This window comes from Collinsella sp. TF06-26, from assembly GCF_002232035.1.
Lineage (GTDB): Bacteria > Actinomycetota > Coriobacteriia > Coriobacteriales > Coriobacteriaceae > Collinsella.
Genome location: NZ_NKXR01000020.1, coordinates 1 through 15,317, shown reverse-complemented (window position 1 = coordinate 15,317; position 15,317 = coordinate 1). Strand labels below are relative to the sequence as shown.

The following is a 15,317-nucleotide window of genomic DNA, read 5'->3' as shown; positions in this document are numbered from 1 at the left end:
GCACCTACTTGCGACGAATCAGCGCCGAGACCTCGGGCATCTTAAGGACGACGGCAAGGCCAAAGGTAACAGCAAGCGAGACGACACCCGCAACGCAAACGTAGCCAAGAGTAATCAGAATCGAGCCGCCAAGTGCCCCGACAAAGTGCTCAAGCGCCCACATGACGCCGGCGCCTGCGGCAGCACCCAGGCCACCGAGCAAAAGGCCAAAGAAACCGCCATGCAGGATAGATTTAACCTGAAGACCACGCAGACGACGACGCAGCCACCACAGCGAGCAACCGACCAAGATCACGTAGTCGACGACATACGAAAGCGCGATTGCCGGCATACCGAAGCCCAGCACAGCGCCAAACAGCAGAACCGAGCCGGCCTGGCCGATGGCGGAATACAGGCAATAGCGGCTATAGGGCTTCATGTCGAGCAAGGCAGAGAAGCTCTTCTGCATCAGCACGACCACGCCGTAGAGCGGCAGCGAGAACGCCAAGTAGACAAGGAACTCGGACACCAGCGCCACGCCGGACTCATCGAACTTGCCAGCGCAGTAGATCATGTTGAGCGGACGCGCGAAGACAATCAGGTACAGCGCGAACGGAACCAGGAAGAACAGCATCTGGGCGACGCCACGCGAAATGCCCGTGCGAACGCTGTCGTAATCCTTCTCCTGTGCGTCGTGAGAGAGCTCGGTATAGAGCGCCGTCGAAAGCGAGGCGGCAATCAGCGCGTAGGGCAGCGTGTACCACAGGCGCGCATAGGCGATGACGGAAGGACCGGTCTCGGGCTGGACCACCAGCGCGGCAGCGTTCGTGATAGAAGTCGAGACAAACATGCACACCGTAGCGAGCAGCGTCGGGATACCGAGCGCAATCGTCTGGCGCAGTGCGGGGTCCTTAAAGTCGATATGGATATGGGGATGCACGCCGTGCTTGCCAAGCGCGGGGATCTGACAAGCCATCTGAACAAAGACACCGAGGGTCGTACCGGCCGCAATCAAGATGATGCCGGCACGTTCGCCAAACTGTGCGGACACGGGCGCAAAGCCCATAAAGCTCGCAATGACGATCACATTGTTGAGGACCGGGGCAAACGTCGACCAGAAGTAGTCGCGGTGTGCGTTGAGAACGCCCGAGAACACCGAGCCCAAACCATAAAACAGAATCTGGATGGCGAAGAAACGGAACATGAACGCAGCGGTATCCATGCTGCCGCCGTCACCCGAAAGGAACGATTGCGTCCAAATAAAGCCCGGAGCGAACACGGTCCCCAGCAACGAAATGCCACCCAGCACCAATAGCAGAATACCGAGCAGGTTGCCCACGTACTCGTTCGAGGCCTCGCGACCCTGCTCACGCCTCACGCCCATGTACACGGGCAAAAACGCCGTCACGAGCATGCCGCCCATCACGAGTTCGTAGAGCATATTGGGCAGGTTGTTGGCGACCTGATAGGAGGACGAGAGCAGCGACATGCCGATAGCGGCCGCCATTGCCCATGTGCGGATAAAGCCGGTGACGCGAGACACGATGGTCAGGATGGTCATAAGCCCGGCGGAACGACCAACCGTGGAGTAGTCCGACGAGCCCATATCATCAGTGCCATCTCGCGACGAAGAAGCTTCGGATGAGGGTGTCTGAGGCGCAGATTCTTTTGCAAAATGAGCTCCGCACTTCAATTCTTCCTGCGGCATCGCTCAGTCCTCTCTCGTAATCGGGGCGACCGTCGCCCCGCAAAATGCAATTAAATCATCGGGTGCAAGCTCAAGCTGATAACCACGCTTGCCTCCCGAAATAAAAATGGTATCCCAAAGGACACATGTCTCATCAATGAGCGTCCGGTAGCGTTTTTTCATACCGACCGGACTGCAGCCGCCGCGAACGTAGCCAGTCGCCGCAAGCAAATCCTTCACATGCATCATGGCCAAGGACTTCTCCCCCGCGGCACGCGCGGCGGACTTTAGATCGAGCTCGTCGGCAACAGGGATGCAGCACACGACATGGTCGTTGGACGGCGTCACGCAGACCAAGGTCTTAAATCCTTGTCCGGGCTCCTCGCCAAGCTGCTCCGAAATCGCGACCCCCAGGCCCGCCGACTCATCACCATCGTCTTCGTACGTATGTAGAACATAGGAAATGCCGGCGCTTTCCAGCTCGCGCATCGCATTGGTTTTTGGCGTCTTTACAGCCTTTGCCATGGCATATCCTTTCCCTCGCATTCGGACGCAAGGATTAAGTATATGTCCAATTCGGCTGCATACGTCACTTCGACACAGCAAGCGCCATCGAATCACAAGGAGTCGATGGCGCCCATAAACTGAATCGCCTATTTATTGAGCATCAAGTTGAGCCTGACGCTCCCGGTCACGCCTGAGCAACGGCGCCAAAAACTTGCCCGTATAACTTTGCGGACAGTCCGCAACCTGCTCCGGTGTGCCCGAAACCACGACGGTTCCGCCGCCGTTACCGCCCTCGGGGCCCATATCGATCAGGCGGTCGGCAACCTTGATGACATCAAGGTTGTGTTCAATCACCAGCACCGTGTTGCCCGCATCGACCAAGCGCTGCAGCACATCGAGCAGCTGGCGGACGTCCTCAAAATGAAGGCCGGTCGTCGGCTCATCCAAAATATAGAACGTCTTGCCCGTCTGGCGTCGATGAAGCTCCTTGGCGAGCTTCACACGCTGCGCCTCGCCGCCCGAGAGCGTCGTAGCGGGCTGGCCCAGGCTCACGTAGCCCAAGCCTACATCGTACAGCGTCTGGAGCTTGCGCTTAATCTGCGGGATATTCCCAAAGAAGGCCAGTGCCTCGGTGACGCTCATGTCGAGCACGTCCGAGATAGTCTTACCACGGTAGGTGACCTCAAGCGTCTCGCGGTTATAGCGTTTGCCGCCGCAGACCTCACAGGGGACATAGATATCGGGAAGGAAGTGCATCTCGATCTTAATTTGTCCGTCGCCCTTGCATGCTTCGCAGCGACCGCCGCTCACGTTAAAGGAGAAACGTCCCGGCGAGTAGCCGCGCGCCTTCGACTCCGGCGTACTCGCAAACAGCGCGCGAAGATCATCCCACAGGCCAATGTACGTAGCAGGGTTGGAACGCGGCGTGCGGCCAATCGGCGACTGGTCGATATCGATAACCTTATCGATACACTCGATGCCCTCGATTTTCTTATACGGACCCACAGGGCGCGTCGAACGGTGAATGGCATTCGTAAGGGCAGGTGCGATAGTGTCGGTAACCAGGGAGCTCTTACCCGATCCCGACACGCCGGTAACGACCGTAAGCGTACCAAACTCGATCTTGGCGGTAACGTTTTTGAGGTTGTTGGCGCGGGCGCCCGTGATCTTAAGGCAGCCGCGACCGGGCTTGCGGCGTTCATCGGGAACCCGGATCATTCGTTTGCCGGTCAGATAAGCGCCCGTCATCGACTCGGGACGCGCCATGATATCGGCAGGCGTTCCCGCCGCGACTACGTGTCCGCCGTTCACGCCCGCGCCGGGGCCCATGTCGATCACATAGTCGGCAGCACGAATCGTATCCTCATCATGCTCGACGACGATGACGGTATTGCCGATATCGCGTAGGCGCTCAAGCGTCTTGATCAGGCGCTCGTTATCGCGCTGATGGAGGCCAATCGATGGCTCGTCCAAAATGTACAGGACACCCATGAGGCCGGCGCCGATCTGCGTTGCCAGGCGAATGCGCTGGGCCTCGCCTCCGGAAAGCGTCGCCGAGGCACGATCGAGGGTCAGATAGTCGAGTCCGACATCGACCAGAAAACGCAGGCGCTCCAGGATTTCCTTGACGATGCGCCCGCCGATAAACTGTTGGCGCTCGGTGAGTTCCAGGCCCTCAAAAAACTCGAGCGACTCACGGCACGATAGGCAGCAGACCTCGTAAATGGACTTGCCGCCCACGGTGACGGCGAGCATCTCGGGGCGCAAACGAGCGCCGTGGCAGCTCGAGCACGGCTCCTCGCGGATGTACTTCTCCAAGCGCGCCTTGGTGTTCTCATTCGTCGTCTCGGTATAGCGCTCGTACAGGATATTGCGCACGCCCGAGAACTTGGTGTCCCACTGGCTGCGGCGCCCATCGAGCTTTTGATAGTCGACCGAAATCTTCTGGTCGCCCATGCCGTCTAAAAACGCGCGACGCACCCGCGGAGGCAGATCCTCCCACGGCGTATCGACGCTCACCTTAAAGTGTTTGCAGACCGCAGCGAAAATCTGTGGATAGTAGTTAGAGTTGCCAAACAGGCTGCCAAAGACCCCGTCGGCGATCGACTTCGAGGGGTCTTCGATTAGGGCCTCGGCATCGACCGTCTTCTTAAGGCCCAGGCCATCGCACTCTGGGCACGCGCCATAGGGCGCGTTGAACGAGAAATCACGCGGCTGCAGGTCATCGATGGAGTGCCCATGCTCCGGGCACGCTAACGCCAGCGAATACTCCAGCAACTCGCCTTCGGTCCCCTCGGGAGCGTCGCGGTCGGGCAGCAAGTATACGTTCACATTGCCGTGCGCCAGCACGGTCGCCTGCTCAACAGACTCGGCGATACGGCCCAGAGAGTTCTCACGGATCACGATGCGGTCGACCACGACCTCGATATCGTGCTTGAACTTCTTGTCCAGATCGATCGGATCGTCGAGCGAGCGCACTTCACCGTCGACACGCACGCGGCTAAAGCCCTCGGCGCGAAGATCCTCAAACAGTTTGGTGTACTCGCCTTTTCGCCCGCGCACCACCGGTGCCAGCACAAACGCGCGGCGGCCCTCCCCCGCCGTCAAGACCTTGTCGGCAACCTGGTCGGTCGTCTGGCGCTCAATGACACGGCCGCATTCGGGACAGTGCGGGGTGCCCACACGGGCGAACAGCAGGCGCAGATAGTCATAAATCTCGGTTACGGTGCCAACCGTCGAGCGAGGGTTTTTAGACGTCGTCTTTTGGTCGATCGACACCGCCGGCGAAAGGCCGTCGATTGAATCCAAGTCGGGTTTGTCCATCTGTCCCAAGAACTGGCGCGCATAGCTCGAAAGACTCTCGACGTATCGACGCTGGCCCTCGGCATAGATAGTGTCAAATGCCAGCGAACTCTTGCCCGAGCCAGAAAGACCGGTAATGACCACGAGTTGGTCACGCGGAATGGAAACATCGATATCACGGAGGTTGTGCTCACGGGCGCCGCGAATAACGATAGAAGAATCAGACATGGAAGCTCCTTGCCTCCTATTGCATCGAATCATACTGCCGATGAGTTTAGCGCACTCGACGCGCACAGGTGTTCGTAATACAAGATTCGCAGACCTTTAGCTTTGCGTATCGGGCGCTTTGTTTCTCGAAATGCCGTGGAAAGGTTACAGTAATCTAATACTGAACTTAATTTGCTATACCAGAGGAACGTCCATGACCGAAGATATCCCCCTTGAAATCACTTCGAGCGACATGGCCAATCTGCCCATATTCATCGCCGTCCTTATCGTGGCCGCCGTCGTCGTGCGCGTGTATTTTTCAATCAAACGCAACGAAAAGCCACCCATTGCCCGCGTCTTTTGGTGCGCGACGCTCCTCATCCCGCTCGGCGTGGCAGCTGCATGGGTTACGAATCAATTGCTCGTAAATGAGGGCAGCTCCCTATGGGTCCTTTCTTATTCGGCGCTCGGTGCTGCCGCCGTCATGCTTCTTGTCGAGCCCTTGGTTTCGGGACTTATCGACCAAACCGACCTTGCGACGGGAACGGTTGCCTGTATTTGCCGTGACATCCTTGTCATCGCCGCTGTTTCAGCGCTCTCGTTCGTTTCACTCGAAATTGCCTGCAACGAAACGTTCTATCGCATTCCCGCCAACTCATTCGGGTTTTCCGTCGGGCTGCTCGCGACGGTTCTGCTCTCCCTTTATTTGCTGGGACAGCGTCATGGAGGCGTCATGGCTCTCGTGCCCGTCGTCTGCTGCATCCTTGGCATTGCCGAGCACTTCGTCATAACGTTTAAAGGCGAAGCCATCCTGCCAAGCGATATCTTGGCCCTTGGCACCGCAATGGAAGTGAGCGAGGGATACGAGTTTACCTTTACCGCCGGAATCGTAACCTCTCTCGCCCTGCTGGAGATTTCCCTGGGGCTTCTTTCGCTCATCCGACCGCGAAAGCTCCGTACGCCCACCCATGTCTTCCCCGCTATCGCCGCTAACCTCTGTGCTTTTCTGCTAGTGACCGTTGTGGGGCTCTCAGGCTTTTCCAACATCGACTTGGAGCAGGCGCTGGATTTTGGATTTGACCGTTGGCAGCCCATCACCACGTATGCGTCTCAGGGTTTTATCACTTCGTTCACCGAAATGGTCAACGAGTTGCCCATTGAGAAGCCCGAAGACTATACGCCCGATGAGGCGCAGAGCATCGAGCAGGAGCTCGCCACCGTCTACGACAGCACATATGGCTCGAGCGAACAGCGCGCGGCGGCCGTTGCCCAGTTCAATGAAATCAAGCCGACGATTGTTGCCGTCATGAACGAGAGTTTTGGCGACCTTTCGTGCTTTGAGCAGCTCCAGGCGGCCGGGTACACCGGCCCCGCATTCTACAACTCGCTTCCCGACACACTTGTTCGCGGCACCATGCTCGCTTCGGTCGCCGGTGGCGGAACGGCGAACTCCGAATTCGAATTTTTGACCGGAGCGACAACGGCCTTTGTCGGATTAGGCAAAATCCCCTATCAGCTGTATCAGATGAATGGCGTCAACAGCCTGGCAAAGGACCTTAAAGAGCTTGGGTATACCGCTACCGCTATGCACCCGCAAAACCCCGTCAACTACCATCGAGATAAAATCTATCAGCAGCTGGGCTTTGGAGACTTTCTTTCAATCGGCGATTTCGAAGGTGCGCCCTATTACCATGCCGGCGTATGCGACTACGCCACCTACGACAAGATACTCGACCTGCTTAGAACCGACGAAGCGCCGCAGTTCATCTTTGACGTCACGATGCAAAATCACGGCGGCTACGACTATGGCACCGTTCCCGCCGAAGAGCTGACAAACTATTGGGTCGAGGGAGCCAGCGAAGGCGCCAACAGCGCGCTCAACACCTATCTCACCTGCATCAACGCATCCGACCGGGACCTCGAGTACTTTATCAACGAGCTCCGCAATATCGGCAGACCGGTTGTTCTTGTCTTTTTTGGCGACCATCAGCCGAGCGCCGCAACGACTCTCAACGACGAGCTGTACCCTCAGGAAGATACGGCAAGCCACGCCTTCCGTATCTATCAGTCGACATATCTCGTCTGGGCTAACTATGAGATCGCCGGCAATACCGAGCTCAACGTCTACGACACCGTCGGGGCAAACGAGATTGCAGCCATTACCCTTAATAAGATCGGCGCTCCGCTCACCAATTACCAAAAGGCCCTGCTTGCAACAAGGTCAGATGTGCCCACCATCAATGTCGCCGGCTATCTCGGTGCCGACGGGCTGCGCTACGACTTGGAATCGAAAGACAGCCCCTACGCCTCGACGATCGACAAGCTGCAGCGCATGCAATACCTCGAGTTCGCCAGCAAAGTTCAGTAAGCCCGCCCATTCGCTTGGGCCCATCGTATTGCAAGCACGCTCGGCCCAAACGCATCGCAAATGACTCCCGCTCGCAAACGAGGGTACAATGACGCTCGTGTCACATCGCGGGGCCCCGGCCCCAGCATATACAAAGGAGTCATACATGGGTTGCGAACACGCACAGGCCGCCGGCGGACAAACGTCGCCGTCGCAATTTGAGGAGAACACGCTGTCCGAGGTCAAGCGCGTCATCGCCGTGCTTTCCGGCAAGGGCGGTGTCGGCAAGTCATTTGTCACCGGTGCCATCGCCACCGAGCTTGCCCGTCACGGCCACAAAGTCGGCGTCCTCGATGCCGACATCACCGGTCCCTCTATCCCCAAGATGTTCGGTATGAGTGGACGCCACGTCCATGCCCTTGGCAACCTTATGCTGCCCGAAATCTCCGAGCACGGCGTCAAGGTCATGAGCTCCAACCTGCTGCTCCAAAACGAGACCGACCCCGTCCTTTGGCGCGGTCCGGTCATCGCAGGCGCCATTAGGCAGTTCTGGAGCGAGACCTCGTGGGGCCCCATCGACTACCTGCTGGTCGACATGCCTCCGGGAACAGGCGACGTCGCGCTCACCGTCTTCCAGTCGCTGCCGGTCGACGGAATCGTCATCGTCACGAGCCCGCAGGATCTGGTCTCGATGATCGTCGCCAAGGCGGTCAACATGGCCGAGAAGATGAACGTCCCCATTCTGGGCATTGTCGAGAACATGAGCTATATTGAGTGCCCCGACTGCGGCAAGAAGATCGAGGTCTTTGGCAAGAGCAAGCTCCCCGAGGTCGCAGAGCGCTATAACCTCGACATTTTGGGCCAGCTTCCCATTAATCCGGCACTCGCCGAGGCCTGCGATAAGGGCGAGGTCGAGACCGCGCTGCCCGATGGCATGTTGCCCAAGGCAGTCTCTGCCGTCGAGGCCATTACCCCGCACGAGACCGACGAGGCCTAAGTGAACGCGAGCGCCCTCTATGACGTCTTGGTAATCGGCGGCGGGGCTTCAGGCCTCGCCGCCGCCATTACGGCCGCACGCGCTGGCAAAAGCGTCTGCATCGTTGAGCGCGATGTCGCGTGCGGCCTCAAGCTCCTTGCGACCGGTAACGGCCGTTGCAACCTCTCCAACGAATCGATTGATCCTCAGCGGTATAACCACCCCGCATTCGTCGAATCCGTCATGGGCCCCCAGCCCGAACAAGAGCTTATGGGTTTCTTCTCCTCGCTGGGCATCATGACAACCTCCGAGGAAGGCCGGCTGTACCCGCGCTCCCTTCGCGCCGAATCGGTGCGCGACGCGCTTCTCAGCGTTTGCGACCGCCTAGGTATCACCTTAATCTGCGGAGCCAACGTTGCCTCGGCGCACAAAGCTTCCGAAGGCTGGGCACTCCAAATAGACCGTCCGGCGCGGGCACTCAAGGCAAAAAAGCACGACGACCGAAAATCGGAGCTCCGCTCGCTTCGGAAAGCGCTCGCCGATGTCCCTCGCAAGAACGAGGCCCTGCAGGCACATGCCGTAATTATCGCCACGGGCGGCAACCCCACCGGTATCGCCGATACGTTTCGCCTCCCCCTCACTTCGCTGCGCCCCATCCTCTGCCCCGTATCGGCAACGGTCTTTGGCGATCGGGCGGCGCTCAAGACGTTGGATGGCCTGCGCGTCCGCGCCCGCTTGACGCTCGCCCGCAATCATAATGAGCTCTGGCACGAAGACGGTGAAGTGCTGTTTCGAACCTTCGGTATCTCGGGCGTCGCTGTCTTCAACCTCTCTCGTCGTATCCAGCACGGCGATACGATCCTGCTCGACGTTTTCCCCGACCTCTCCAAAGACGAGTTGCTCAATATGCTCAACCGGCGCGTTGAGCTGCTTGGCGGCTTTTCGCCCCGCGATCCCCGTTGGCTCGACGGCATGCTCGCCCCGCAACTCTCCCGCGTCGTCTGCACAGCGTTCGAGCAGTGCCATCCAGGCTTCAACGATGTCATCCACCTGGTCTCGATCCTCAAGCACTTTAAGTTGCTCGTCAAGGGAACAGCCGAGGAGCGCTCAGCGCAGGTCACGCGTGGTGGCGTATCTGTCGAGAGCATCTCAACACCCAGCCTACGCGCGCGCAGCGTTGTCGACGCCCCGCTTTACGTCTGCGGCGAAGCGCTCGACATCGACGCCGATTGCGGAGGCTTTAACCTTGCGTGGGCCTGGATCTCGGGCATTCGCGCTGCAAGCAGCCTGTAGCCGCGCAGTCTATAATCAAAAACGCATTCGGGCCGTCTGGGATACCGGACGGCCTCTTTCTTGCCTCTAAGGAGACCTCGATGATCGAAATCACCCAAGTCAACGCGTCGCTCGATGAAGCCGACGATGAAAATGCCTGTCTCATTGTTGGCAAGCGAGTCGCCAAGCGCGTCCTACGTTGCAAGGACTCCGAGATCAAGTCCATCGAGCTCCACCGCAAGTCAATCGACGCTCGCAAAAAACGAGACGTCCATTTTATCCTGAGCTTTCGTGTTGAGCTGACTAGTCCCCACCTCGAGCGAGAAGCGGTCGACAGCGTTGCCGAGCGTGACCGCTCGCGCGTACGCGCGATAGAAGACGATGAGCCTTCATTCCCCTCCCCCGCCTCCGACGCACCTCAAGAACGCCCTGTCGTTGTCGGCGCCGGATGCGCCGGCCTTTTCGCTGCGCTTACGCTCGCCGAAGCAGGTCTTAAGCCCTTGCTCATCGAGCGCGGCGACCCGGCATTTCGCCGCTCGCAGGCGATCGACCTCTTTCTAAAGGAGCGCATCCTCGACCCCGAGAGCAATATCCAGTTTGGCCTGGGCGGCGCGGGAACCTTCTCGGACGGCAAACTCAATACGGGAACCAAAAATCCCGCCCATCGCCTTATCCTCGAAACCTTCGTCGAGGCGGGCGCGCCCCGCGATATTCTATGGGATGCCAAGCCGCACATTGGCTCCGACATCCTTCCCACGGTTGTCACCGCTATATCCCAGCGCATCGAGCAGCTCGGAGGTGTCGTCCGTTATCGAACGAAGCTCGTCGACATTCGCATCGACGCGTCTGGCGCCATCACCGGTATTGATGTCCAATCGTCCCAAGACGCCGCTTGCGAGCCAATCGAGACAAATCACCTCATCCTCGCCTGCGGGCATTCTGCTCGCGATATTTTTGAGCTCCTTAAGGGCCACAACGTGGCCCTCGCACAAAAGACCTTTGCCATGGGCGTTCGCATCGAGCATCCGCAGCGCGACATCGACCGAGTCCAATACGGAGCCTCGGCGGGACATCCTGCCCTCGGAGCAGCCCCTTACAAGCTCGTCGCCCATCTTCCCAACGGCCGCAGCGTGTTCTCGTTTTGCATGTGCCCCGGCGGGCAGGTTGTCGCCGCCTCTTCCGAGCAGGGCCACCTGTGCGTCAACGGCGCCAGTCTCAATGCCCGCGGCGGACGCAACGCAAATGCCGCCCTGCTCGTTAACGTCACACCCGAGGACCTTCCCAACGATGACCCACTCGCCGGCATCGAGCTCCAGCGTGCCTGCGAGGCGGCCGCCTATCGCCTGGGCGGTTCCAACTGGAACGCACCGGCACAGCTCGTCGGAGATTTCCTCGCAGGACGTGCCAGCAAGGCGCCCGGAAAGGTAAAGCCCACCTATCCGCTCGGTGTGACCTGGACGGCAATTGACGAAGCCCTGCCGCAGCATATCGTCGAGTCGCTCCGCCTGGGACTTCCCCTACTCGGAAAAAAGCTACGCGGCTACGACCGCCCCGACGCCGTTCTTACCGGCGTGGAGACTCGTTCGAGCTCACCGGTCACTGTCACCCGAGACCGAACGTGCCATGCCGTGTCGACCCCGGGCCTCTATCCTTGTGGTGAGGGAGCTGGATATGCCGGCGGCATCATGAGCGCGGCCACCGACGGCATCCGTTGTGCCGAAGCCCTGATCGCAGACCTCTAACGCACGAATTCCAGCGCGCAAAAGACACAGGCCCCAAGCTCCACAGGGAACTCGGGGCCTGTTCACTATTTCTTAAACCGTGCACCCTGGCGTTTTCTGCCCGATGCGAACGTGGAACCCTTGCGGGCCTGCGAACGTAAGCGCTCGATCGTCTCGTCCTCAGACGCACCCTCGAGCATCGCTCGAATCTGAACGACGGCATCGCGCAGGCGCGCCGCCTCCTCAAAGTCCATGGCAGCAGAAGCGTTACGCATATCCTCTTCCATGGTTTCGACGATCCGCACAAGCTCGTCATGCGGCAGTTCTTCCAACTGCTCCGCAAGTGTCTGCTCGGGCGCCACCGTTTCCGGCACGCCACCCTCGCCCGACTCATCGGGCGTATAGAATGCGCCATGTCCAAGAGAGTCGCCCTTCGAGCGCCCCTTGGAACCCACGGTTTTTTCGGCCTCGGCAATAAAACTTGAGATGTCGTTGATGGCCTTGCGCACCGTCTTGGGCACAATGCCATGCTCTTCGTTATATGCCATCTGAATCTCGCGACGGCGCTGCGTCTCCTCGATGGCCTCTTTCATCGAATCGGTCACAACGTCCGCATACATGATGACTTCGCCATCGGCGTTACGGGCCGCGCGGCCAATCGTCTGAATCAGCGAACGGCGGTTGCGCAAGAAGCCTTCCTTATCGGCATCGAGAATTGCCACCAGTGAGACCTCGGGAAGGTCTAGGCCCTCGCGAAGCAGGTTGATGCCAACGAGAACATCGATCTTGCCCTCGCGCAGCGTTCGCAGGATCTCGACACGGTCCATCGTCGCTGTATCGGAGTGCATGTAATTGACCTTAATGCCGGCATCAAGCAGATGGTCGGTCAGGTCCTCGGCCATGCGCTTGGTGAGCGTGGTCACCAGCACGCGCTCCTTGCGGGCAACGCGCTCGCGAATCTCGTCCTCAAGATCGTCAATCTGCCCACGAACCGGACGCACATCGATCTTGGGGTCGAGCAGACCGGTTGGACGAATAATCTGCTCAACGTCGTTTTGGCTCACCCGCAGCTCGTAGTCGCCCGGTGTGGCCGAAACATAGATAAACTGGGGTATCCTTGCCTCAAACTCATCGAAACGAAGCGGGCGGTTATCGAGTGCCGAAGGAAGGCGAAAACCATGCTCCACCAGCGTCACCTTACGCGAGCGGTCACCTTCGTGCATGCCGCGAATCTGCGGCACCGTCACATGGCTCTCATCGATGATGCAGAGCATATCCTTGGGAAAGTAATCGATTAGGGTAAACGGCGGCTCACCCGGCTTGCGACCGTCCAGATGACGCGAGTAGTTCTCGATGCCGTTGCAAAAACCCATCGTCTCGAGCATCTCAAGATCATAATCGGTGCGCTGCTGCAGACGCTGCGCCTCGAGCAACTTATCAGTCGCCTTGAGCTCCGCCACGCGCTTCTCGCACTCTTCGCTGATCGATTTCAGAGCCGCCTTGACCTTCGGCTTCTCGGTCACGTAGTGCGATGCCGGCCATACGGGGATGGCCTCGTACTCACGAAGCATCTCACCGGTAACCTCATCGATCTCGGCAATCAGCTCGACCTCGTCGCCAAAGAACTCAAACCGCAACGGATGCTCGGCATAAGGCGGATACACGTCGACAACATCGCCGCGCACGCGGAACGTGCCGCGCGCCAGGTCATAGTCATTGCGATCATATTGAATGTCGATAAGTGCATGGATAAAGTCATCGCGCTCGAGCGGCACCTTCTTGTCGACGTTTGGAGCCAGACCCGCATAGTCCTCAGGAGAGCCAATGCCATAGATACACGAGACCGATGCGACAACGATCACATCGCGTCGAGAGAGCAGTGACGCGGTCGCCTGATGGCGCAGCATCTCGACCTCTTCGTTAATCGAGGAGTCTTTCTCGATATATGTATCGCTTTGCGGCACATACGCCTCGGGCTGATAGTAGTCGTAGTACGAGACAAAGTAGACCACAGCGTTGTTGGGAAAGAACTCTTTGAGCTCGCTCGCAAGCTGAGCGGCGAGCGTTTTATTGGGAGCCATGACCAGCGTCGGCTTCCCCAGGGCCTCAATAGTCTTAGCCATCGTGAAGGTCTTGCCCGAACCAGTCACGCCCAGCAAAACCTGATAGCGATCTCCGTCCCTCACACCCTGCACAAGCGACTCAATGGCCTTAGGCTGGGAACCAGCGGGCTCGTATGGAGACACGACCTCAAACGGCACCTCAGAGCCCTCAACGCCAAAACGTTTGAGCTCTCCTCCAACACGCTCAACTTCAAATTCCGCCATGGATACTCCTAACTCATATATCTGCAGTATACGCAGGCGGCAGGCATAGTCCTATACGAACCGATCGGGATAGAGGGTCTTGTAGCGAACCCAGGCATTATTGACACGAATCAGATACGCCTGCGTCTCGGGAAAGGTGATTGCATTATGAAGCGACGTGCTCTGCTGCGCCCATCCGTCGACATTGCCCATGCCGGCGTTATAGGCGGCAATGGCGCTGTCAGTCGACCCGTTAAAATACGTTAGAAGATACGAAAGATACGCACAGCCAAACTCGATGTTCGTAGCGGGATCGTTAAGGTTGTCGGCGGAATACTCGCTACCATCGACAAGACCCTTGGCAATCATATCCTGGGCAGTCTCGGGCATCAGCTGCATCAATCCCCGAGCGCCTTGATTCGACTCAGCCTCGGGATCCCAATTCGATTCCGACTTTATGACAGCACACACCAGATATGGATCAAGATTGTGCGAAATGCTCGATTGCTTTACATACGCCTCGTAGTCAATTGGATACAAAGGCTTAAAGAAGGCGGCAGGAGCATACGAGTAGACGAGCGAAATAAAGCCGAAGACGAGCACAACGGCAAGTGGCGCAACGCGATACCACGTAAAGAAACGTGTCTTAGGCATCGGCCTCCTCCTTATCCGTTACATCCCCGAAGCCATGGCGCACAAGCCATGCGTCCAGTTGTTCAAAGAGCGAATTATCGCCTCCCGCATTATCGATTACCGTCGTAGCGAGATTGCAAAGCGAAGCCTCATCAGGTTGGCATGCAGAGCGAGCATCAAAATCAGAGGACTCCATACCACGATGAATGGCACGCTCGCGACGAACTGCCAAAGGAGCACTGATAACCAGAATTTCATCAGCCAGGCCAAAAGCATCCTCAAAACCAGTCGGGGCAGAAACCTCGACAACCGCAAAGGGATAACGGGGGGACGAAACCGTACAACAAACCGGATCGAGAATCCTAAGCGAAAGCTGTTCAATGAGAACGGGGTGCACAAGGTCATTGAGCCGTGCGACCGAATCAGGAGAAGCGAAAGCTCGAGAAGCGAGGATGTTACGGCGAACGCCGCCCTCCTCGTCCAAAATATCCCAGCCAAATTCTTCCGCGAGGGCATTGACGATATCGGAGCCTGGCACATACAGCGATTTGGCAAGTTCGTCCAGATCGATGAGCATGGCGCCATGAGATTCGAGATAGCGGCAGGCAGTCGACTTACCCGAAGCAATATTGCCCAAGACAAAAACGGTAAACATCAAGTCCTCCCTAACGCCAATGGGAGTTATTATCGCGCAAATACAAAAGAAGGACTCAAAATACAGCCAAACAGTAAGACAAGCTAAGAGAAGGCGAGTTCTTGTATTACAGCTCTCTATAAAACGCAAAAAAGGGGGAGGCCGCGAGGCCTCCCCCTTCTTCAAGTCATCCGACGGCTCGGTGCCGTCCACCGGTCAGCGGCGCCCTGGCCTCCCACGGGCTGG

Annotated in this window: 10 protein-coding genes; 4 read left to right on the top strand and 6 right to left on the bottom strand. The window is 58.2% G+C overall.

The window, feature by feature from the left end:
• Positions 1-4 precede the first annotated feature (4 nt).
• The 3 genes from murJ to uvrA all read right to left on the bottom strand — a co-directional run bounded on the left by murJ (position 5) and on the right by uvrA (position 5,203).
• Positions 5-1,585: a murein biosynthesis integral membrane protein MurJ gene (murJ, locus tag CHY22_RS09285; protein WP_089573610.1), complete on the bottom strand. Its 1,581-nt coding sequence runs from the start codon at positions 1,583-1,585 to the stop codon at positions 5-7.
• A 105-nt stretch (positions 1,586-1,690) separates the two neighbouring features.
• The gene (ybaK, locus tag CHY22_RS09280) at positions 1,691-2,191 is read right to left on the bottom strand and encodes a Cys-tRNA(Pro) deacylase (RefSeq protein ID WP_089573609.1); all 501 of its coding nucleotides are present in this window, start codon (positions 2,189-2,191) and stop codon (positions 1,691-1,693) included.
• 132 nt (positions 2,192-2,323) lie between these two features.
• Positions 2,324-5,203 carry an excinuclease ABC subunit UvrA gene (gene uvrA / locus CHY22_RS09275; protein ID WP_089573608.1) on the bottom strand — a complete coding sequence of 960 codons (2,880 nt, stop codon included), beginning with the start codon at positions 5,201-5,203 and terminating at the stop codon, positions 2,324-2,326.
• 193 nt (positions 5,204-5,396) lie between these two features.
• Here uvrA and CHY22_RS09270 point away from each other — a divergent pair, with 193 nt between their 5' ends.
• The 4 genes from CHY22_RS09270 (at position 5,397) to CHY22_RS09255 (ending at position 11,519) form a co-directional block, all read left to right on the top strand.
• On the top strand, positions 5,397-7,550 hold the full coding sequence (locus CHY22_RS09270) for an LTA synthase family protein (protein ID WP_158551212.1): 2,154 nt from the start codon (positions 5,397-5,399) through the stop codon (positions 7,548-7,550).
• Positions 7,551-7,695: 145 nt separating this feature from the next.
• On the top strand, positions 7,696-8,526 hold the full coding sequence (locus CHY22_RS09265; protein WP_022094864.1) for an Mrp/NBP35 family ATP-binding protein: 831 nt from the start codon (positions 7,696-7,698) through the stop codon (positions 8,524-8,526).
• A complete protein-coding gene (locus CHY22_RS09260; protein ID WP_089573606.1) occupies positions 8,527-9,798 on the top strand; it encodes an NAD(P)/FAD-dependent oxidoreductase in 1,272 nt (423 codons plus the stop codon). It begins immediately after the preceding gene.
• A gap of 80 nt (positions 9,799-9,878) precedes the next feature.
• Entirely contained in the window at positions 9,879-11,519 is a 1,641-nt protein-coding gene (locus CHY22_RS09255) for an FAD-dependent protein (RefSeq protein WP_089573605.1), read from the top strand.
• A gap of 65 nt (positions 11,520-11,584) precedes the next feature.
• Here CHY22_RS09255 and uvrB read toward each other — a convergent pair whose 3' ends face one another.
• Genes uvrB through coaE form a run of 3 tightly spaced genes read right to left on the bottom strand, consistent with a single transcriptional unit; the run spans position 11,585 to position 15,092 of the window.
• The gene (uvrB, locus tag CHY22_RS09250) at positions 11,585-13,825 is read right to left on the bottom strand and encodes an excinuclease ABC subunit UvrB (RefSeq protein ID WP_089573604.1); all 2,241 of its coding nucleotides are present in this window, start codon (positions 13,823-13,825) and stop codon (positions 11,585-11,587) included.
• Between the two features lie 51 nt (positions 13,826-13,876).
• On the bottom strand, positions 13,877-14,458 hold the full coding sequence (locus tag CHY22_RS09245) for a lytic transglycosylase domain-containing protein (RefSeq protein WP_089573603.1): 582 nt from the start codon (positions 14,456-14,458) through the stop codon (positions 13,877-13,879).
• Positions 14,451-15,092 (bottom strand): dephospho-CoA kinase, encoded by a 642-nt coding sequence (coaE, locus tag CHY22_RS09240; protein WP_089573602.1) that lies wholly within the window; start codon positions 15,090-15,092, stop codon positions 14,451-14,453. The genes CHY22_RS09245 and coaE overlap by 8 nt, the downstream gene beginning before the upstream one ends.
• Positions 15,093-15,317 lie beyond the last annotated feature (225 nt).